The organism is Methylobacterium sp. Leaf465 (genome assembly GCF_001424705.1).
GTDB lineage: Bacteria > Pseudomonadota > Alphaproteobacteria > Rhizobiales > Beijerinckiaceae > Methylobacterium.
The window spans coordinates 438,480-452,721 of sequence record NZ_LMRA01000034.1 but is presented as its reverse complement, the minus strand read 5'-3'; the positions used below and the strand labels follow the sequence as shown (position 1 = coordinate 452,721).

The following is a 14,242-nucleotide window of genomic DNA, read 5'->3' as shown; positions in this document are numbered from 1 at the left end:
TTGTCCTGGGCCGACGGCGCTGGCACCAAGAAGCCTTTGCCGCCGCGCCGGCAGCGCGCTCAACTGGGATGGCGCGCCCTCATACTGATCTCTTGCATCGATCACAGAACCGTGAGTTGTCTCGCGCGTTCGGAACGCCCATCCCGGGGGGTGTGAGAATGGGTCGATTGGGATTTGTCCGATGGGCCCTCTGATCCATCCGGTCGGGTTCAGTCAGACGTGTCGCTTCCGTCGTTTGCCTTTTCCACCCAGGAGGTCGGTGCGGAGTTCGCATTCGAGGCATATCGCGACCTCTATGCCGGCGGCGCCGATGTCGCACGGATCGGCCCGAATTTCTCCGCGCAGGTGCAGGCCTACCGGCTGGATCGGATGATCCTGTTCAAGCGCCAGCTGAACGGGCTTCAGCACAGCCGATCCCCGCAGCGGGTGCGCCGGGACGGCTTCGACCATATCACGCTCCACCTGCTCCTCGAGGGCGACCTCCTGGCTGGCCCGCCCGGGCACGAGCGCCGCGTCCGACCGGGGGAGATCCTGGTCTGCGACAACACGCTGCCGCACCAGAGCCGGGCGCACCGCGTGCGGCAGATCTCGACGCCGGTGGCGCGCGAGCTCATCGAGCCCCTGGTCCCCGACCTGCGCAAATTCCATGGGGCGATCCTTCCGGAGACCGTGGGCGGCCTCGTGGCCGATTTCATCGTGTCCCTGACCCGCCGCTCGGAGACCCTCGACGGTTCGGTGGTCTCGCGGTCGAGCGCGGTCCTCGGCATGCTGCTGGCCGCCGCGCTGCGCGGCCATGCCGCCCCCACCGAGGCGATCGTCTGGGCCGCCGTCCACGATGGCCCCGACGACGACGCCCGCCGCCGCGAGGCCGAGGCCCACGTGGAGCGGCACCTCGCGGATCGCGACCTCAGCGCCGAGACCATCGCGGCGGAACTCGGGATCTCGCGGAGTCGCCTCTACCGGGCCTTCCTGCCGGATGGCGGGGTCGCGCGCTTCGTGCAGCAGCGCCGCCTGGAACGGGTGCGCGATGCCCTCCGACGCCAGGGCGAAACGCGCTCGATCGCCACCCTCGCCTACGCCTACGGCTTTGCCAGCGAGCAGCATTTCAACCGCGCCTTCCGGACGGCGTTCGGCCGCCCACCCGGACAGTTCCGGACCCATATCCAGCAGCTGCGCGGCGACCCGCATGCCCGGGGCGATCGATCCTGGCCCCTCGCGGCCTGGCACAGCGAGCTCTACTGATGCCCCTCAACTCCGGCGTGCGTCGGCCTCCTCGCGCGTCGCGGACCGCCCCTCGCGCGTCGCGGACCGTATGAGCGAGACCGCCGGACGGCGCCCGCTCACGGCTCCGGCACGCAGGGTCCTGGGGTTCGGCCCCCTGGTCCTGCTCATCCTGGCGCAGCTCTCGGCGGCCAGCGACCGGTTCCTGATCACCCTCGTGACGACCCCGGTGAAGCAGGACCTCGCCCTCAGCGACGCCCAGCTCGGCCTGCTCCACGGCTCGGCCTTCGTCATCCTGTACGCGCTGACCATGCCGCTTTTCGGCAGCTTGGCGGATCGGGGGCACCAGCGCACGATCCTGCTCGCCAGCATCGGCCTCTGGACCCTGGCGACCCTCGGATTCGGACTCGCGGGCTCCTTCGCGGTGCTGTTCCTCAGCCGGTTCGTCCTCGGACTGGGACAGGCCGGTCTCGCGCCGGCCTCGCTGTCGCTCATCGCCCACGGCTCCGAGCAGGGCCGCATGGCCCGGAACGTGTCGCTGTACACGGCGGGAGGCAGCCTCGGGCAGAGCTTCGCCCTGCTCGCCGGCGGTGCGGTCCTGGCCTGGCTCGTCCTGCGCGGCGGCCTGGCGTTTCCCGGCCTCGACCCGCTGCCGCCCTGGCGCGCCCTGTTCCTGCTCGCCTGCCTGCCCAACCTCGTGCTGATCCTCGGCGCGGTGGCCGTCCGGCTTCCGCGGGCGCCACCCGCCGCCAGGGCGGGGCTGAACCCCGCCTGGGCGTGGATCCTGCGGCGGCGGCGGATCTACCTGCCCCACTTCGCGGCCGCGGCCTGCGCCGTCCTGATGGGTCGGACCCTGGCCGCCTGGGGGCCGACCCTCTACGTGCGAAACCACGGCATGAGCCCCGCGGAGAGCGGCGTGGTTCTGGGCGGCCTGCTGCTGATCGGCGGTCCGCTCGGCCATCTGTCCGCAGGCCTGCTCCTGGACCGGGTGGCGCGGGCGCGCCGGCGTGCGGCCGCCTCGCGCCTGCTCGGTCTCGGCCTGATGGCGGCCCTGCCGCCCGCGATCGTGATGGCGGTGGCCGCCGACCGGACGCTCTCGCTCGCCGCCTTCACCCTCCTCACGGCCGTGATCGGGTTCACCGCCCCCCCCGCCGTGACGGGGGTGCAGCTCCTCACGCCTGTCAGCCTCCGCGGGCGGGTCAGCGCCCTCTTCATCGCCGCCGTGACCCTGACGGCCTCGGGTACCGGGCCGCCCCTCCTGGGGTTCCTGGCCGACACCGTCTTCGGCGCCGAACACCTCGGACGAGCCCTGATGGTGCTGTACGGCCTGGTGGGCGTCCCCGGGATCCTCCTGGCCTTTCGGGCGGCCCGGATGGGCCGTCCACTCACCGGCGCAGGGCGCTGAGCCAGGACGAAACCGGATCGAGGACGTCGCTGGCGACGGAGGCGGCCCAGGCGCGCGCCCGCTCGGTCAGGGCGGGACGTCGGGCCGGCTCGCCCGCGCGCGCCTCGCGCGATCCGGCATCGACCTCCGTCATCGCCGCGGCCACGAAGGCATCTTCCTGGGCCTGGCAGGCATCGAGGGCGTTGCGCTGGGAGCCGGCGCGGCTCTGCGTCCGCGGCTGCTGCGCGAACGCGTCCCGCACGCAGGCGTGCCAGGTCTGTTCGAGGGCGGCGAGCCCGGCCTCGGACCGGCCAGGCACCTGCGCCGTCGCCGCCTGTGGGGCGAGGCTGATCAGCAGGAAAGCGGAGCGGACGGTCATCGACATGGAGGGAGTATGGCCGTCCGGCCCGTCGCGGCCTAGAACAAAAGCGCAACACCCAGGGAGCCGCGATCGTCCGTGCGCCGGATTGCCCCCCGGCCGGGACCGAATGCCGGGCCGCCAGCGCTGGGCGCTTCGGATCCGTCCGGGTCGATCGCGCGATCAGACCACGATCGCGAAATCCTGATACTGGAGAAGCGGGTTGTTGGAGAAGGTGGCCACCTGAAGGGCGGCCGCACTCCCGATGCCGTCCGCGTCCCAGCTCAGCGTGTGCGACCCCGAATTGAAGACGAACTCCGCGTGCGCCTTCGTGGCGAGACCGGTGGCACTCGTCTCGAACCAGTCGCTCGCGAGCGTGCCGACAGGAAGCCCGTAGTCGGAGGCGTGCACCTGGATCTTGTCGCCCTGCGCCCGCGAGAAGTCGCGCACGAGGTCGATGCCCTGACCGGCCTTGCTGAAGAGGAAGGCGTCGGCGCCGAGCCCGCCCGTCAGGATATCGTTTCCGGCCTTGCCCTCCAGGATATCGGCGCCGTCGCCGCCGGCGAGCGTGTTCGCCGCGCTGTTTCCGGTCAGGACGTTCGCCAGGGCATTGCCCGTTCCGTTGATGGCGTTCGTCCCCGTCAGGACGAGCTTCTCGACATTCGCCGCCAGCGTGTAGGTCACCGCGCTCTGAACGGTGTCGATCCCCGCATTCACGGCCTCGATGATCCGGTCTCCAGAGTTGTCGACGATGTAGGTGTCGTTGCCGCTGAGGCCTTGCAGCGTGTCGGCGCCGGCCCCGGCATTGATCGTATCCGCGCCGTCCGTTCCGAAGATCCAATCGCTCGCGGTCGTTCCGACCGGCGCCGACGCGAGGACGATGGAGACGTTGTGCTGTCCCAGTCCGGTCAGGGTCAGATCCAGGTTGGCGCCGGAGAGGCTCGCGCCATCCGTTCCGGTGATCTGCACCATCTGCCCGACATGGGACTTCAGCTGGATGATGTCGTGGCCCTCACCGACGACCGAGTAACTGAGGTTGGTGCCGTCGCCGGTCACGCTGAGGAGGTCGGACCGGTCCGCAAGGGTCGTCAGGTGGGTGACGTCGTCCGGCGTGCCGTCGAGGGCGATCTTGAAGGTCCCGCCCGCCTTCGGCACGAAGACGCTGTTGCTGTCGTAGGCGTACCAGCCGGCCACGCTCTTGATCGTATGGCCGCTGCCGATATCGAGGGCGAACTTGCCGAGATCTCCGGCCGCGGTGGTCGCCGACGCGGTGAGGACGTTCGCGGCCGCATCGAAGCTGTAGCTGACGTCGGACTTCTCGAGGGTCGCGGTGCGCTGGGCCAGATCGTTCAGGGTCACGAATTCCGAACCCGCCTGCGCGGCCCGTGCGATGAAATCCGTGAACATCTGCTGGGTGTAGCCGGCATCCGTCGTATCGGTCAGCCAATTCGTCGGACCGTAATCGTGCCAGGGCCAGACCACGACCGGCAGGTCGGAATGCGCCGTCAGCGTCGCCCACTCCTTGGCCCACGCTGCGGAGGCCTGCGCGGCGGTGAGGTGCTGGTAGCCCACGAGGGTGAAGTCGAAGGAGGTATTGGGCGCGATGTAGACCGATTTCATATCGGTGGCCGTCGGGCTGAGATAGCCGATCGCCCCCGGATACCCGGCGCCGATCAGGGAGGCGCCGCCGGAGATGTAGGGATAGTACTGCGCGATCTGCCGCGCGGTGGCGAGATTTTCTCCCGCCCCGGGAACGGCGGCACCGATATTGGTCAAACCGAGCTGCTGCTCGATGATCGCGCGGGATTGCTGGAATTCGGTCTGGAATTGGGCCGCGGTGAGGAGGTTGGTGTTCTCGGGATGGGTCAGGGAATGCGAGCCGATCTCGTTCCCCATCGCCAGCATCTGGTTGTAGTACTTCTTCGAGTAGGTCCAGTCCGTGACCTCGCCCTCGGCCGGATTGTTGCCGACATCGATGTAGTACGATCCGACGAAGTTGTAGGCCTGCTTCCACTGCGTCAGGATCGGCAGGAGCTTGTCGTAGATGCCCGATCCGGAGGCCGGCCGGACATCGTCGGTGTACATGGCCTGATCCATGTCCACGCGGGCGGCGACGATCGCCTTGTTCCGGCTCATGTGGAGGCTGACATCCGGCCCCGTCGCCGGCGCCATGGTCCAATCCAGGGCGTGGGCCAGCATGTTGTTGTCGGCGAGCATGCCGTCCGTGGCGAAGTGAACGTTCTTGCCCCCGGTCTGCGTCGCCATCACCGCGATGTTGGATTGCCCGTTGACGATCTGATTTGCGAGCGTCGTTCCCAGCCCGTCCGTACTGGTGAAGTAGGAGGTGCTGATGTTCGTGTACTGGTGGATCGACTCGCCGGCCGTGTACCCGGCCATGACGGGATTGGTCGTGGCCGCCGCCTTGACCTCGACGTTCGCGCCGTTGACCCCGTCGACGCGGCTGACATCCAAGAGCGCCTTCATGCGCGCGTAGGAATCGCCGGAGAGCGGAGCGTTCTTCTCGTCGTTCGTCATGAAGTCGCCGGCGGTGATGATGCCGACGTGGTAGGTCTTCTCCAGGCTGGTCAGGGTGTCGGTGATCGCCGCGACCTTCGCGGCGGCGACGTTGCGGAACGAGGGAAAGATCAGCGTGTCGTAGTTCGACAGCTTCGCCAGATCGGTGAGATCCGATTCCGACAGGAGGTCGTAGGGGACGCCCGCGGCCGCGGCCTGGTTCTGCGCCGCCATGTAGAGCTGCGAATACGCCATCGGGCTGAAGTAGTTCGCCGCCGTGGATTCCGAGTAGACGATCCCGACCTTGTGCCCCGTATAGGTCCGGGCCGGCAGGGTGCTGGCATCCGAGACCGTGTAGGGGCCGGCCCCGTAATCGCCCGGTAGGAAGACGCTGTTGTTCACGTCGGCCAGGACGTTGAGGCTCTTCGGCGTCCCGATCTGCGCCGCCGAAACGCTGACCTCCAGCACCGTGCGATCGGCATTGTAGACGGCGGTCAGCGGCGTCGCCGACACGAGCGTCTGTCCGTCGCCCCCGCGATAGAGGTACGGCTTTCCGTCGGCAGCGATATTGATGTTGTAGTCGTAGCCCCCGTACAGACCCCAGATGCTGTAGCCGGTGGTGGCATTCTTGTCGGTGTTCAGCCAGATCGTCGTGTACGCCCCGATCGACGTCCCCGTCGGCGCCTGGAGGGCGAAGGTCAGGACACCGCCCGACAGGTCGCCATACAAACTGTATCCGGCCGCTGTCGTGCCTGCGGGATTGAGCCGAGCCGACGACGTCCAATCGTTCAGGTTGCCATCAACCGTGGGCATGACAAAGCGTCCCCTCGCAAGAGTAGAAAATTGGTCCAGCGCCGAAAGGACAAATCCCTCAGGCTTTTTCTCTTCGGCCAGCGCAGATCAATGATTCGATGATGCCATCCATCGGCAATCGTGATGGCATCCACAACTGTCAGATCTGGAACGAATCCCGCATGTCTCGAATCATACTCAGTTGATCGGATAAAGTAATTCCGCCAAGGGGATTACCTCCAGGGGGCCAGTCCGGATACCTGACAATGGCTACACCCGGTTCCGGTCAGGGTGGGCCCAGGCCGGATGTCGGAGCGGGGCGCCCTGCGGCCGGAGGGGCGTTCGACGGCTGCGAGGGGCCCTGGCGGCGCCAGAAAGTGCCGAACGCGTCCCGGAGCCTCCGGCGTCCGCGCGCGTTGAGATGAAGATCACTTCACATCAGCGAGCCCCGATGCCCATGAACCGATTGGCCGAGACCGAGGCGGTTCTCACCCGCACGGATCAGGTGTGGCGTTCCGAGATGACGCGTCTCTACGGCTCGGACGGCGTCCTCCGCTTCGGCTACCGTCCGGAGGGGCAAGGCGCCGTCGATACGCCCATGCGGCGGGCCTACGAGGCGCGCCGGCACGCCATCGCGCTGTGGCGGCACGAGCGCCGGGTGGAAGCCTAGCCGCCGGGCCGATGGGGCTGATCTCCGTCCTGGGCCTCTGGGCCGCCTATTGGGCCGCGCTGTTCGCCCAGGTCGCCCATCTGCGATCCCTGGAGGACGGCGCGGGCGCCCTCGCCTTCTCCCGGGTGTCCCGAACCCTGCTCGCCATCGGCACCGGGCTCTTTCTGTTGGCCAAGACTGGATAATTGGCCCAGGCCGGGTAGCCTTCCGTCATCGACCCGGCCGCACCGGCGCGCGGGACGAGCTCTGTGCCTGGGCCTCTGTCTTGGCCCGTCTCTTGGCCCGTGTCTTGGGAACGCGTCGCTCCGTGACAGGACTTCGCGGCCGAACGTTCACAGACGCATCGGCCTCCCGATGCAGCCCTGTCGGATAAGCGAACTTTCTCTCGGTCCGAGATCGACGAGGACTGGACTAAAGTGTGCAGGGCCGATGAGACGACGCATCGTTGCGGTAGATTGCGATTTTCGAACCGTTGCGACCCGAACTCTGCTAAAGACCTGTTATTCGGCTCATGAGATAGGGACCCGTCCGGGCTCCTGCGGTGACCTCGTCCATCGAGAAAGACACCGCATGCCCTACGAGAAACCGACGATGGAGTTCTCGGACCTGACCGGACAGGCGACCCAGGACGGCATCACGGTGACGGTGAACGTCTACCGCTTCGCCGGCTCCCAGGATCCCTGGACGCTGGAGGTCATCGATCCGACGGGATGGTCGACCCTCTGGGACACCACCTTCGCCTGCGACGCGGATGCCCTCGACGCGTTCACCGAGGCCGTCGAGGCGGGCGATGGCATGCGCGTGTTCCTGGAGCCGCCGCCGACCCTGCACTGAGGGAAGAAGCCCCTCGGCCAGCGGAACCGCCCCCTCGCGGCCCGGCGGCCCCCTCCCGCGCGCGACGACAATCCCGGAGAGACCCCATGCGCATCCTCGTCGGCTGCGAGATGACCTACACCTTCCCCCAGCCCACCCCGGTCATCGCCACCCTCAACGTCCATGCCTCGCGGGTTTCGGACCTGGAGCGCCCGGACCACCTCGTCACGCAGCCCGCGGTGCCGCTGGAGGGCTATCGCGACAGTTTCGGCAACTGGTGCCAGCGGATGACGGCTCCGGCCGGCGCGTTCACGCTGAAGACCGAGACGATCGTGCGCGACGGGGGCCGCGGGGACCATCCGCACCCGACGGCGGCGGAGACGCCCATCGCGCAGCTCCCGACCGACAGCCTCCTGTTCCTCCTGGGCAGCCGCTACTGCGAGACCGACCGCCTCTCGCAGATCGCCTGGGACCTGTTCGGCCATCTGCCGCCCGGCTGGAGCCGTGTCCAGGCGATCTGCGACTACGTGCACGACCGCATTACCTTTGGCTACGAGCATGCCCGCGCCACCCGGACCGCCTTCGAGGTGTTCGAGGAGCAGCGCGGCGTCTGTCGCGACTACGCGCACCTCGCCATCGCCTTCTGCCGCTGCCTCAACATCCCGACGCGCTACTGCAACGGCTACGTCAGCGACATCGGCCTGCCGCTCCCGCACGCACCGGGCGACTTCGCGGCCTGGATGGAGGTCTTCCTCGATGGAAGCTGGCACACCTTCGATCCGCGCAACAATGCGTCGCGGATCGGCCGCATCCTGATCGCCTACGGCCGGGATGCCGCCGACGTGCCGCTCACCTTGACCTTCGGGCCCAACACCCTGACCCGATTCGTTGTGACGACCGAGGAAGCCCCGGCCGTCGCCTGACCGGCGCTGCGAAGCGCCCCCGCTCCCAACCGAAAGCCGAACCCCATGACCTCCCCCGCCATGCTCGCCGAGAACGTCTCCATCGCGGATCTCGCGGGCCGGAACGCCGACCGCCTCGAGTACCTGAGAGGCGTCTACCGCAACATGGTCCCCGACCAGGCGCGCAATCCGACCCTGCGGGTTCGGATCAGCCGCCTCGGATCGGAGGTTCGGCCGGCCTACCGGATCGAGCGCGACGATACCGACGGACAGACCGTCGTGTTGGGGTTCTACCAGGGCGACAAGCACAAGCCGCTCCCCAAGCGGCTCCACGATTGCGACGGGCCGAGCTGGAGCAGCGAGACCATGAGCTACGTCGAGCTGCGCGCCCTGCACAACGGCGCGATCGGGGTCTGAACCGGCCTCCCCCTCGGGGTCGGATCGGCGCGTCCGTCCAGCCCCAGACCGATCGGCGACGCCTTGATCGGCTGGCGCGCTCCGCCCTGAGGCGGGCGTGCGAAGCCCGCCGGCGTCGCCACCGGGAGGCGGCGCGCTTCCCCAACGACAACCTCAGCCGCCACGACGACGTCGCCTCGATCGAATCGACCTTCGCCCTCGGCCCGGTCAAGCGCGCCAAGACCCGGTCGATCCTGCAGCGATAACGAGCATCGCCTGCCTGAAATCCCGGCTTACGACCCGCAATTGCACAAGTGCAGCGCAACATCCACGACCGCTTGACGGATCGAACACGCGCATATTCTATGCGTATAGTTTGGATAGTTCGACCGGTGCGAGAGCGGGGAGCGGTGCCATGCGTGATCGTCGTGCGTTTCTGAAGACCTCGCTGACGGCGGCCGCCCTGGGGGCTTCCGGCCTCCCGGTGTCCGGTGTCCTGCGCGGCGCCCACGCGGCGGAGGGGCCTCTCGTCATCGGCGCCCCGTTGCCGATCTCCGGCGCCTTCGCGGCCAACGGCAAGTACGCCTCGCTCGGCGCCGCGTTCGCGGCGCAGGAGGCCGGCAAGGTCCTCGGACGCACCGTCACGGTCGCGGACATCGACACCGAGGGCAAGCCGGCGCCGGCCGCCCGCAAGGTGCAGGAGGCGATGGCGCAGGGCACCCGGCTCTTCGCCGGCGGCATCCTCTCCTCCGAGGCCCTGGTGATGGGCAAGGAGGCGGCGAAGTCCGACGGCGTCTTCATCACCACGGCGGGCGCCGACGAGATCACGGGCTCCGACTGCAACCGCAGCACCTTCCGCTGGACGGTGCCGACCTTCGGCGCCATCGCGCAGACGGTGCGGCCCCTCATCGCGCAGATGCCCAACGCCAAGCGCTGGTACACCATCACTCCGCAATACGTGTTCGGCGAGGGCCTGCTGAGCGCCGCCAAGGCGGTCTTCCAGGAGAAGGGCATCGAGCATGTCGGCAACAGCTATCACTCGCTGGCCGAGAAGGAGTTCAGCGGCTACCTGACCAACGCGATCGCGGCCAAGCCCGACGTGCTGCTGCTCCTCAACTTCGGCTCGCAATCCTCGGATGCCCTGCGCCAGGCGGTGAGCTTCGGCCTCAAGAAGCGCATGACCATCGTGCTCGCCTGGGCCTCGGGCCTGGAGCAGTTCGAGGCCCTGGGTGCCGATCTCTGCGAGGGCGTCTATTTCGGCGCGCAGTACTGGCACGGCATCGACTCGCCCCTGAACAAGGCCCTGGTGGCCAAGGTCCGCGAGACCGCCAGGATGACGCCGAACTACTCCTTCGCCGGCTCGTACCAGATCACCAAGCTGCTCCTCGACGCCGCCGCCAAGGCCGGCAGCGCCGACGGCCCCGCCGTGATCAAGGCCCTCGAAGGGATGCGCTATGCCGGCCTGACCGGCGAGGAGGAGATCCGCGCCGCCGACCACCAGGTCATCAAGGATTACTACCTGCTCAAGGGCAAGGCGAAGTCCGCCATGAAGGACAAGGACGACTTCGCCGACGTCATCCAGTCCGGCAAGTCGTTCCTCTCGCCCGAGGCCGCCGGCTGCAAGATGGCGTGAGGGTTGGCTCCGACCCTCCCCCCTCCGCGGAGGAGGGTGGTCGCGGAGCGACCGGGCGAGGGGGCGACCTCTCCGGACAGCGCGCACCCCTCACCCGACCCGCGACGCGGACGACACCTTGGCTGAACGGGAGACTCCGTGACCTACCTGTTCCAGATCCTGAACGGCCTCGGGCTCGGGATGCTCTACTTCCTCCTGGCGGTGGGCCTGAGCATCATCTTCGGGCTGCTGCAGTTCGTGAATTTCGCCCACGGGGCGTTCTACCTGCTGGGGGCCTACCTCGCCTACGAGGGCGTCGAGCGGGGCCTGAGCTTCTGGGTGGCGATGCCGCTCGCCGCCCTCGTCGTCGCGGGGCTGGCGGCCCTGACCGAGCGGCTGCTCCTGCGCCGGGTCTACCAGCTGCCCCACACCTTCCACATCCTCGTCACCGTCGGCCTCGCCCTGGTGGTGCAGGAACTCGTCATCATCGTCTGGGGACCCCTCGGCGGGAACGTCGCCCCGCCGGAGGAACTGAGCGGCGTGTTGATCCTCGGCGACTTCGTCTATCCGGAGTACCGGCTCTTCGTGATCGGCTTCACGGCGCTCCTGGCCGCGGGCCTGTGGTGGCTCCTCGACCGGACGCGGCTCGGCGCCATCGTGCGGGCGGGGTCGGAATCGCCCGCGAACATGGCGCTCCTCGGCTACGATACCTTGCGCATCAACACCGCCGTCTTCGCCCTCGGCGCGGGGCTCGCGGGGCTGGCCGGGGCGCTGGCCGCCCCCATCCGCGGCGTCGAGCCCTTCATGGGCGTCGAGGCGCTCGGCATCGCCTTCGTGGTGGTGGTGATCGGCGGCATGGGCAGCTACGCCGGGGCGCTCGCCGCCGGCCTCCTCGTTGGCATCGCCCAGAGCCTGATGGCCACCCTGTGGCCCGAGGGGGCGCGCCTCGTCATCTATCTCGGCATGGCCGGCATCATCATGGCGATGCCGCGCGGCCTGTTCGGCCGGGCCTGAGGATTTTTCCGCGATGGTCCCTCTTCTCGACCGGCCTCTCGTACAGTTCGGCCTCGCGCTCGCCGCCGTGCTGGTCCTGCCGCTCGTCATGCGCTCCGGCACGCTGGCCAGCGAGATCCTGATCTACGGGCTGGCGGTCGCCGCCTGCAACCTGCTGCTGGGCTACACGGGCCTCCTCTCCTTCGGCCAGGGCATCTTCTTCGGCCTGGGCAGCTACGTCGCCGGGCTCGGCCTCGTCCGCGCCGGCCTGCCCGCCCCCGTCATGCTGCTGCTGTCCCTGGCCCTGGGGGCGCTGGTGGCGGCCGCCGTGGGCTGGGTCTCGATCCGGCGCCAGGGCGTCTACTTCGTCATGCTGACGCTGGCCTTCTCGCAGATGTTCTACTTCCTGGCCTACACCTTCAGCGGCCTCACGGGCGGCGACAACGGCCTGCTCGACATTCCCCGCCCGCGCCTCGCCGGCACGGTTTTGGCCGATCCCTGGACCTACTACGCCTTCGTGGCCGTGCTCTTCCTCGGGCTCTTCGCCGCCCTGCAGCGGGTCGCGCTCTCGACCTTCGGGCGCACCCTGCTCGCCATCCGCGACAACGAGGGCCGGGCCGGGGCGATCGGCTATCCGGTGCGCGCCTTCAAGGTCGCGGCCTTCGCGATCTCCGGGGCGGTGACGGCCTTCGCGGGCGCGCTCCACGCCATGCTGATCGGCGTCGCGCCCCTCTCGAACATCGACTACCATACCAGCGAGACCCTGCTGATCATGACGATCATCGGCGGCAGCGCCAACCTGTTCGCCTCGCTCCTCGGGGCCGGCGCCTACCTGCTCGCCGCCGACGCCCTCTCGGCGATCTGGCCGCGCTGGCTCCTCCTCCTCGGGCTCCTCCTCATCGTCATCACGCTGTTCCTGCAGCGCGGCCTCTGGGGCCTGATCGAGCACGCCGTCGCCCTCGTGACGCGGGCGCCGCCGGTCGACGATCCGGCGCCGGACCGGCCCGTGGTGACCGCCCCCGAGGTCGCGCCCGCGCCGGAGGCTCTTCCCGGCGCGGAGACCGGCCGCGCACCGGAGGTCGCCCGATGAGCGCGCCGATCCTCGCCACCGACGCCCTGGGCGTCCGCTACGGCAGCTTCGTCGCCCTGCAGGACGTGACCCTGCGCATCGCCGAGAACAGCGTCCACTCGATCATCGGCCCGAACGGCGCCGGCAAGACGACCCTGTTCCACGCGCTGACCGGCCGGATCGCGCCCTCGGCCGGGCGCATCACCCTGGGCAGCCGGGACATCACCCGCACCGCCGACCACGAGCGGGTGCGCCTCGGCCTCGCCCGCTCCTTCCAGGTCACCAGCCTGTTCCCGACCTTGAGCGTCCGTGAGAACCTGCGGCTGGCCGCGCAGGGCAAGACGCCCTGGCAGGCGCTGGCCCCCTGGCGCCGGGCCGAGGCGAACCGGCCGGCGCTGGCCATGGCCGAGGCGATGCTGGACCGCCTCGACCTGACCGCGGTGGCCCTGCGCGCCGCGGGCGCGCTCTCGCACGGCCAGCAGCGGCGCCTGGAGGTCGGGATGGCGATGGCGGCGGCGCCGAAGGTCATCCTCCTCGACGAGCCGACCTCCGGCATGGGCATCGACGACATCGCCGCCATGACGGCGCTGATCCGCGACCTCGGCCGCGACCACACCGTCCTGTTCATCGAGCACAACATGGGCATCGTCATGAACATCTCCGACACCGTGACGGTGATGCGCGCCGGCCGCGTGCTGGTGGAGGGGCCGCCGGCCCGGGTCCGCGACGACCCGGAGGTGCGGCGGGCCTATCTCGGCAACATGATCACGGGCGACCTCACGCCCGCCCGGGCGCACGCCTCGTGAGCGGCCCGGTCGCCCTCAGCCTGGACGCGGTCCAGGGCTTCTACGGCAAGAGCCACATCCTCCAGGGCGTCAGCCTGGAGGTGCGCGACGGCGAGATCGTCTGCCTGCTCGGGCGCAACGGTGCCGGCAAGACCTCGACGCTCAAGGCGATCAGCGGCCTCCTGCCCCCGCGCGGCGGCCGGGTGCAGTTCCACGGAACCGACGTGGCGGGCTGGCCCGCCCACCGCATCGCCCGGGCCGGCCTCACCCTCGTGCCGGAGGACCGGGGCATCTTCAGCCTGCTCAGCGTCGCGGAGAATCTCGCCATCGCCGTGCGCAAGGGCTCGCCCTGGGGCCTGCGGGACATCTACGCGATGTTCCCGCGTCTCGAAGAGCGCCGCCGCAACGGGGGCGCGCAGCTCTCGGGCGGCGAGCAGCAGATGCTCTCCATCGCCCGCGCCCTCCTCTCCGGGCCGAAGCTCCTCATGCTCGACGAGCCGGTGGAGGGCCTCGCCCCCGTCATCGTCGAAGAGATCGTGGCCCAGATCCGCGCCATCCGCGAGGCCGGGGTCCCGATCCTGCTGGTGGAGCAGAACCTGGCGGTCTGCACGAGCCTGGCCGACCGCCACTACATCCTCGAACTCGGCCGCGTCGCCTACGCGGCCGGCAATGCCGACTTCGTCGCCGACGAGGCGGCGCGCGACCGCTTCCTCGGCGTGAAGGCGGCGTGAGC

The 14,242-nt window shown here is 69.2% G+C and carries 14 protein-coding genes; 12 read left to right on the top strand and 2 right to left on the bottom strand.

The window, feature by feature from the left end; translation table 11 throughout:
* Window positions 1–219: 219 nt before the first annotated feature.
* Entirely contained in the window at window positions 220–1,242 is a 1,023-nt protein-coding gene (locus ASG51_RS17185; RefSeq protein ID WP_056382028.1) for a helix-turn-helix domain-containing protein, read from the top strand.
* A gap of 70 nt (window positions 1,243–1,312) precedes the next feature.
* A complete protein-coding gene (locus tag ASG51_RS17180) occupies window positions 1,313–2,626 on the top strand; it encodes an MFS transporter (RefSeq protein WP_056216112.1) in 1,314 nt (437 codons plus the stop codon).
* On the opposite strand, the gene ASG51_RS17175 is transcribed toward ASG51_RS17180, so the two are convergent.
* Together ASG51_RS17175 and ASG51_RS17170 are read right to left on the bottom strand one after the other, a co-directional pair.
* Window positions 2,607–2,990 (bottom strand): hypothetical protein, encoded by a 384-nt coding sequence (locus tag ASG51_RS17175; RefSeq protein WP_056216114.1) that lies wholly within the window; start codon window positions 2,988–2,990, stop codon window positions 2,607–2,609. The genes ASG51_RS17180 and ASG51_RS17175 overlap by 20 nt on opposite strands.
* Before the next feature lie 156 nt (window positions 2,991–3,146).
* Window positions 3,147–6,290: a polysaccharide deacetylase family protein gene (locus ASG51_RS17170; protein ID WP_082514063.1), complete on the bottom strand. Its 3,144-nt coding sequence runs from the start codon at window positions 6,288–6,290 to the stop codon at window positions 3,147–3,149.
* Window positions 6,291–6,726: 436 nt separating this feature from the next.
* Between ASG51_RS17170 and ASG51_RS17165 the strand changes: the two genes are divergently transcribed.
* The 10 genes from ASG51_RS17165 (at window position 6,727) to ASG51_RS17125 (ending at window position 14,240) form a co-directional block, all read left to right on the top strand.
* The gene (locus ASG51_RS17165; protein ID WP_244472697.1) at window positions 6,727–6,939 is read left to right on the top strand and encodes a hypothetical protein; all 213 of its coding nucleotides are present in this window, start codon (window positions 6,727–6,729) and stop codon (window positions 6,937–6,939) included.
* 11 nt (window positions 6,940–6,950) lie between these two features.
* The gene (locus ASG51_RS24685) at window positions 6,951–7,124 is read left to right on the top strand and encodes a hypothetical protein (RefSeq protein ID WP_200917584.1); all 174 of its coding nucleotides are present in this window, start codon (window positions 6,951–6,953) and stop codon (window positions 7,122–7,124) included.
* Between the two features lie 385 nt (window positions 7,125–7,509).
* Complete coding sequence (locus ASG51_RS17160; protein WP_056216120.1) at window positions 7,510–7,773, top strand: hypothetical protein; 264 nt, start codon at window positions 7,510–7,512, stop codon at window positions 7,771–7,773.
* Between the two features lie 86 nt (window positions 7,774–7,859).
* On the top strand, window positions 7,860–8,675 hold the full coding sequence (locus ASG51_RS17155; protein ID WP_056216122.1) for a transglutaminase family protein: 816 nt from the start codon (window positions 7,860–7,862) through the stop codon (window positions 8,673–8,675).
* 45 nt (window positions 8,676–8,720) lie between these two features.
* Window positions 8,721–9,071 carry a hypothetical protein gene (locus ASG51_RS17150; RefSeq protein ID WP_056216124.1) on the top strand — a complete coding sequence of 117 codons (351 nt, stop codon included), beginning with the start codon at window positions 8,721–8,723 and terminating at the stop codon, window positions 9,069–9,071.
* A gap of 394 nt (window positions 9,072–9,465) precedes the next feature.
* Window positions 9,466–10,683, top strand: a complete 1,218-nt coding sequence (locus tag ASG51_RS17145) for an ABC transporter substrate-binding protein (RefSeq protein WP_056216126.1) — start codon at window positions 9,466–9,468, stop codon at window positions 10,681–10,683.
* Between the two features lie 138 nt (window positions 10,684–10,821).
* A complete protein-coding gene (locus ASG51_RS17140; protein WP_082514062.1) occupies window positions 10,822–11,676 on the top strand; it encodes a branched-chain amino acid ABC transporter permease in 855 nt (284 codons plus the stop codon).
* Between the two features lie 13 nt (window positions 11,677–11,689).
* On the top strand, window positions 11,690–12,745 hold the full coding sequence (locus tag ASG51_RS17135) for a branched-chain amino acid ABC transporter permease (protein ID WP_082514061.1): 1,056 nt from the start codon (window positions 11,690–11,692) through the stop codon (window positions 12,743–12,745).
* Window positions 12,742–13,530: an ABC transporter ATP-binding protein gene (locus ASG51_RS17130; protein WP_056275941.1), complete on the top strand. Its 789-nt coding sequence runs from the start codon at window positions 12,742–12,744 to the stop codon at window positions 13,528–13,530. Before ASG51_RS17135 ends, ASG51_RS17130 begins: the two co-directional genes overlap by 4 nt.
* Window positions 13,527–14,240 carry an ABC transporter ATP-binding protein gene (locus ASG51_RS17125; RefSeq protein ID WP_056216130.1) on the top strand — a complete coding sequence of 238 codons (714 nt, stop codon included), beginning with the start codon at window positions 13,527–13,529 and terminating at the stop codon, window positions 14,238–14,240. The genes ASG51_RS17130 and ASG51_RS17125 overlap by 4 nt, the downstream gene beginning before the upstream one ends.
* Window positions 14,241–14,242: the final 2 nt, after the last annotated feature.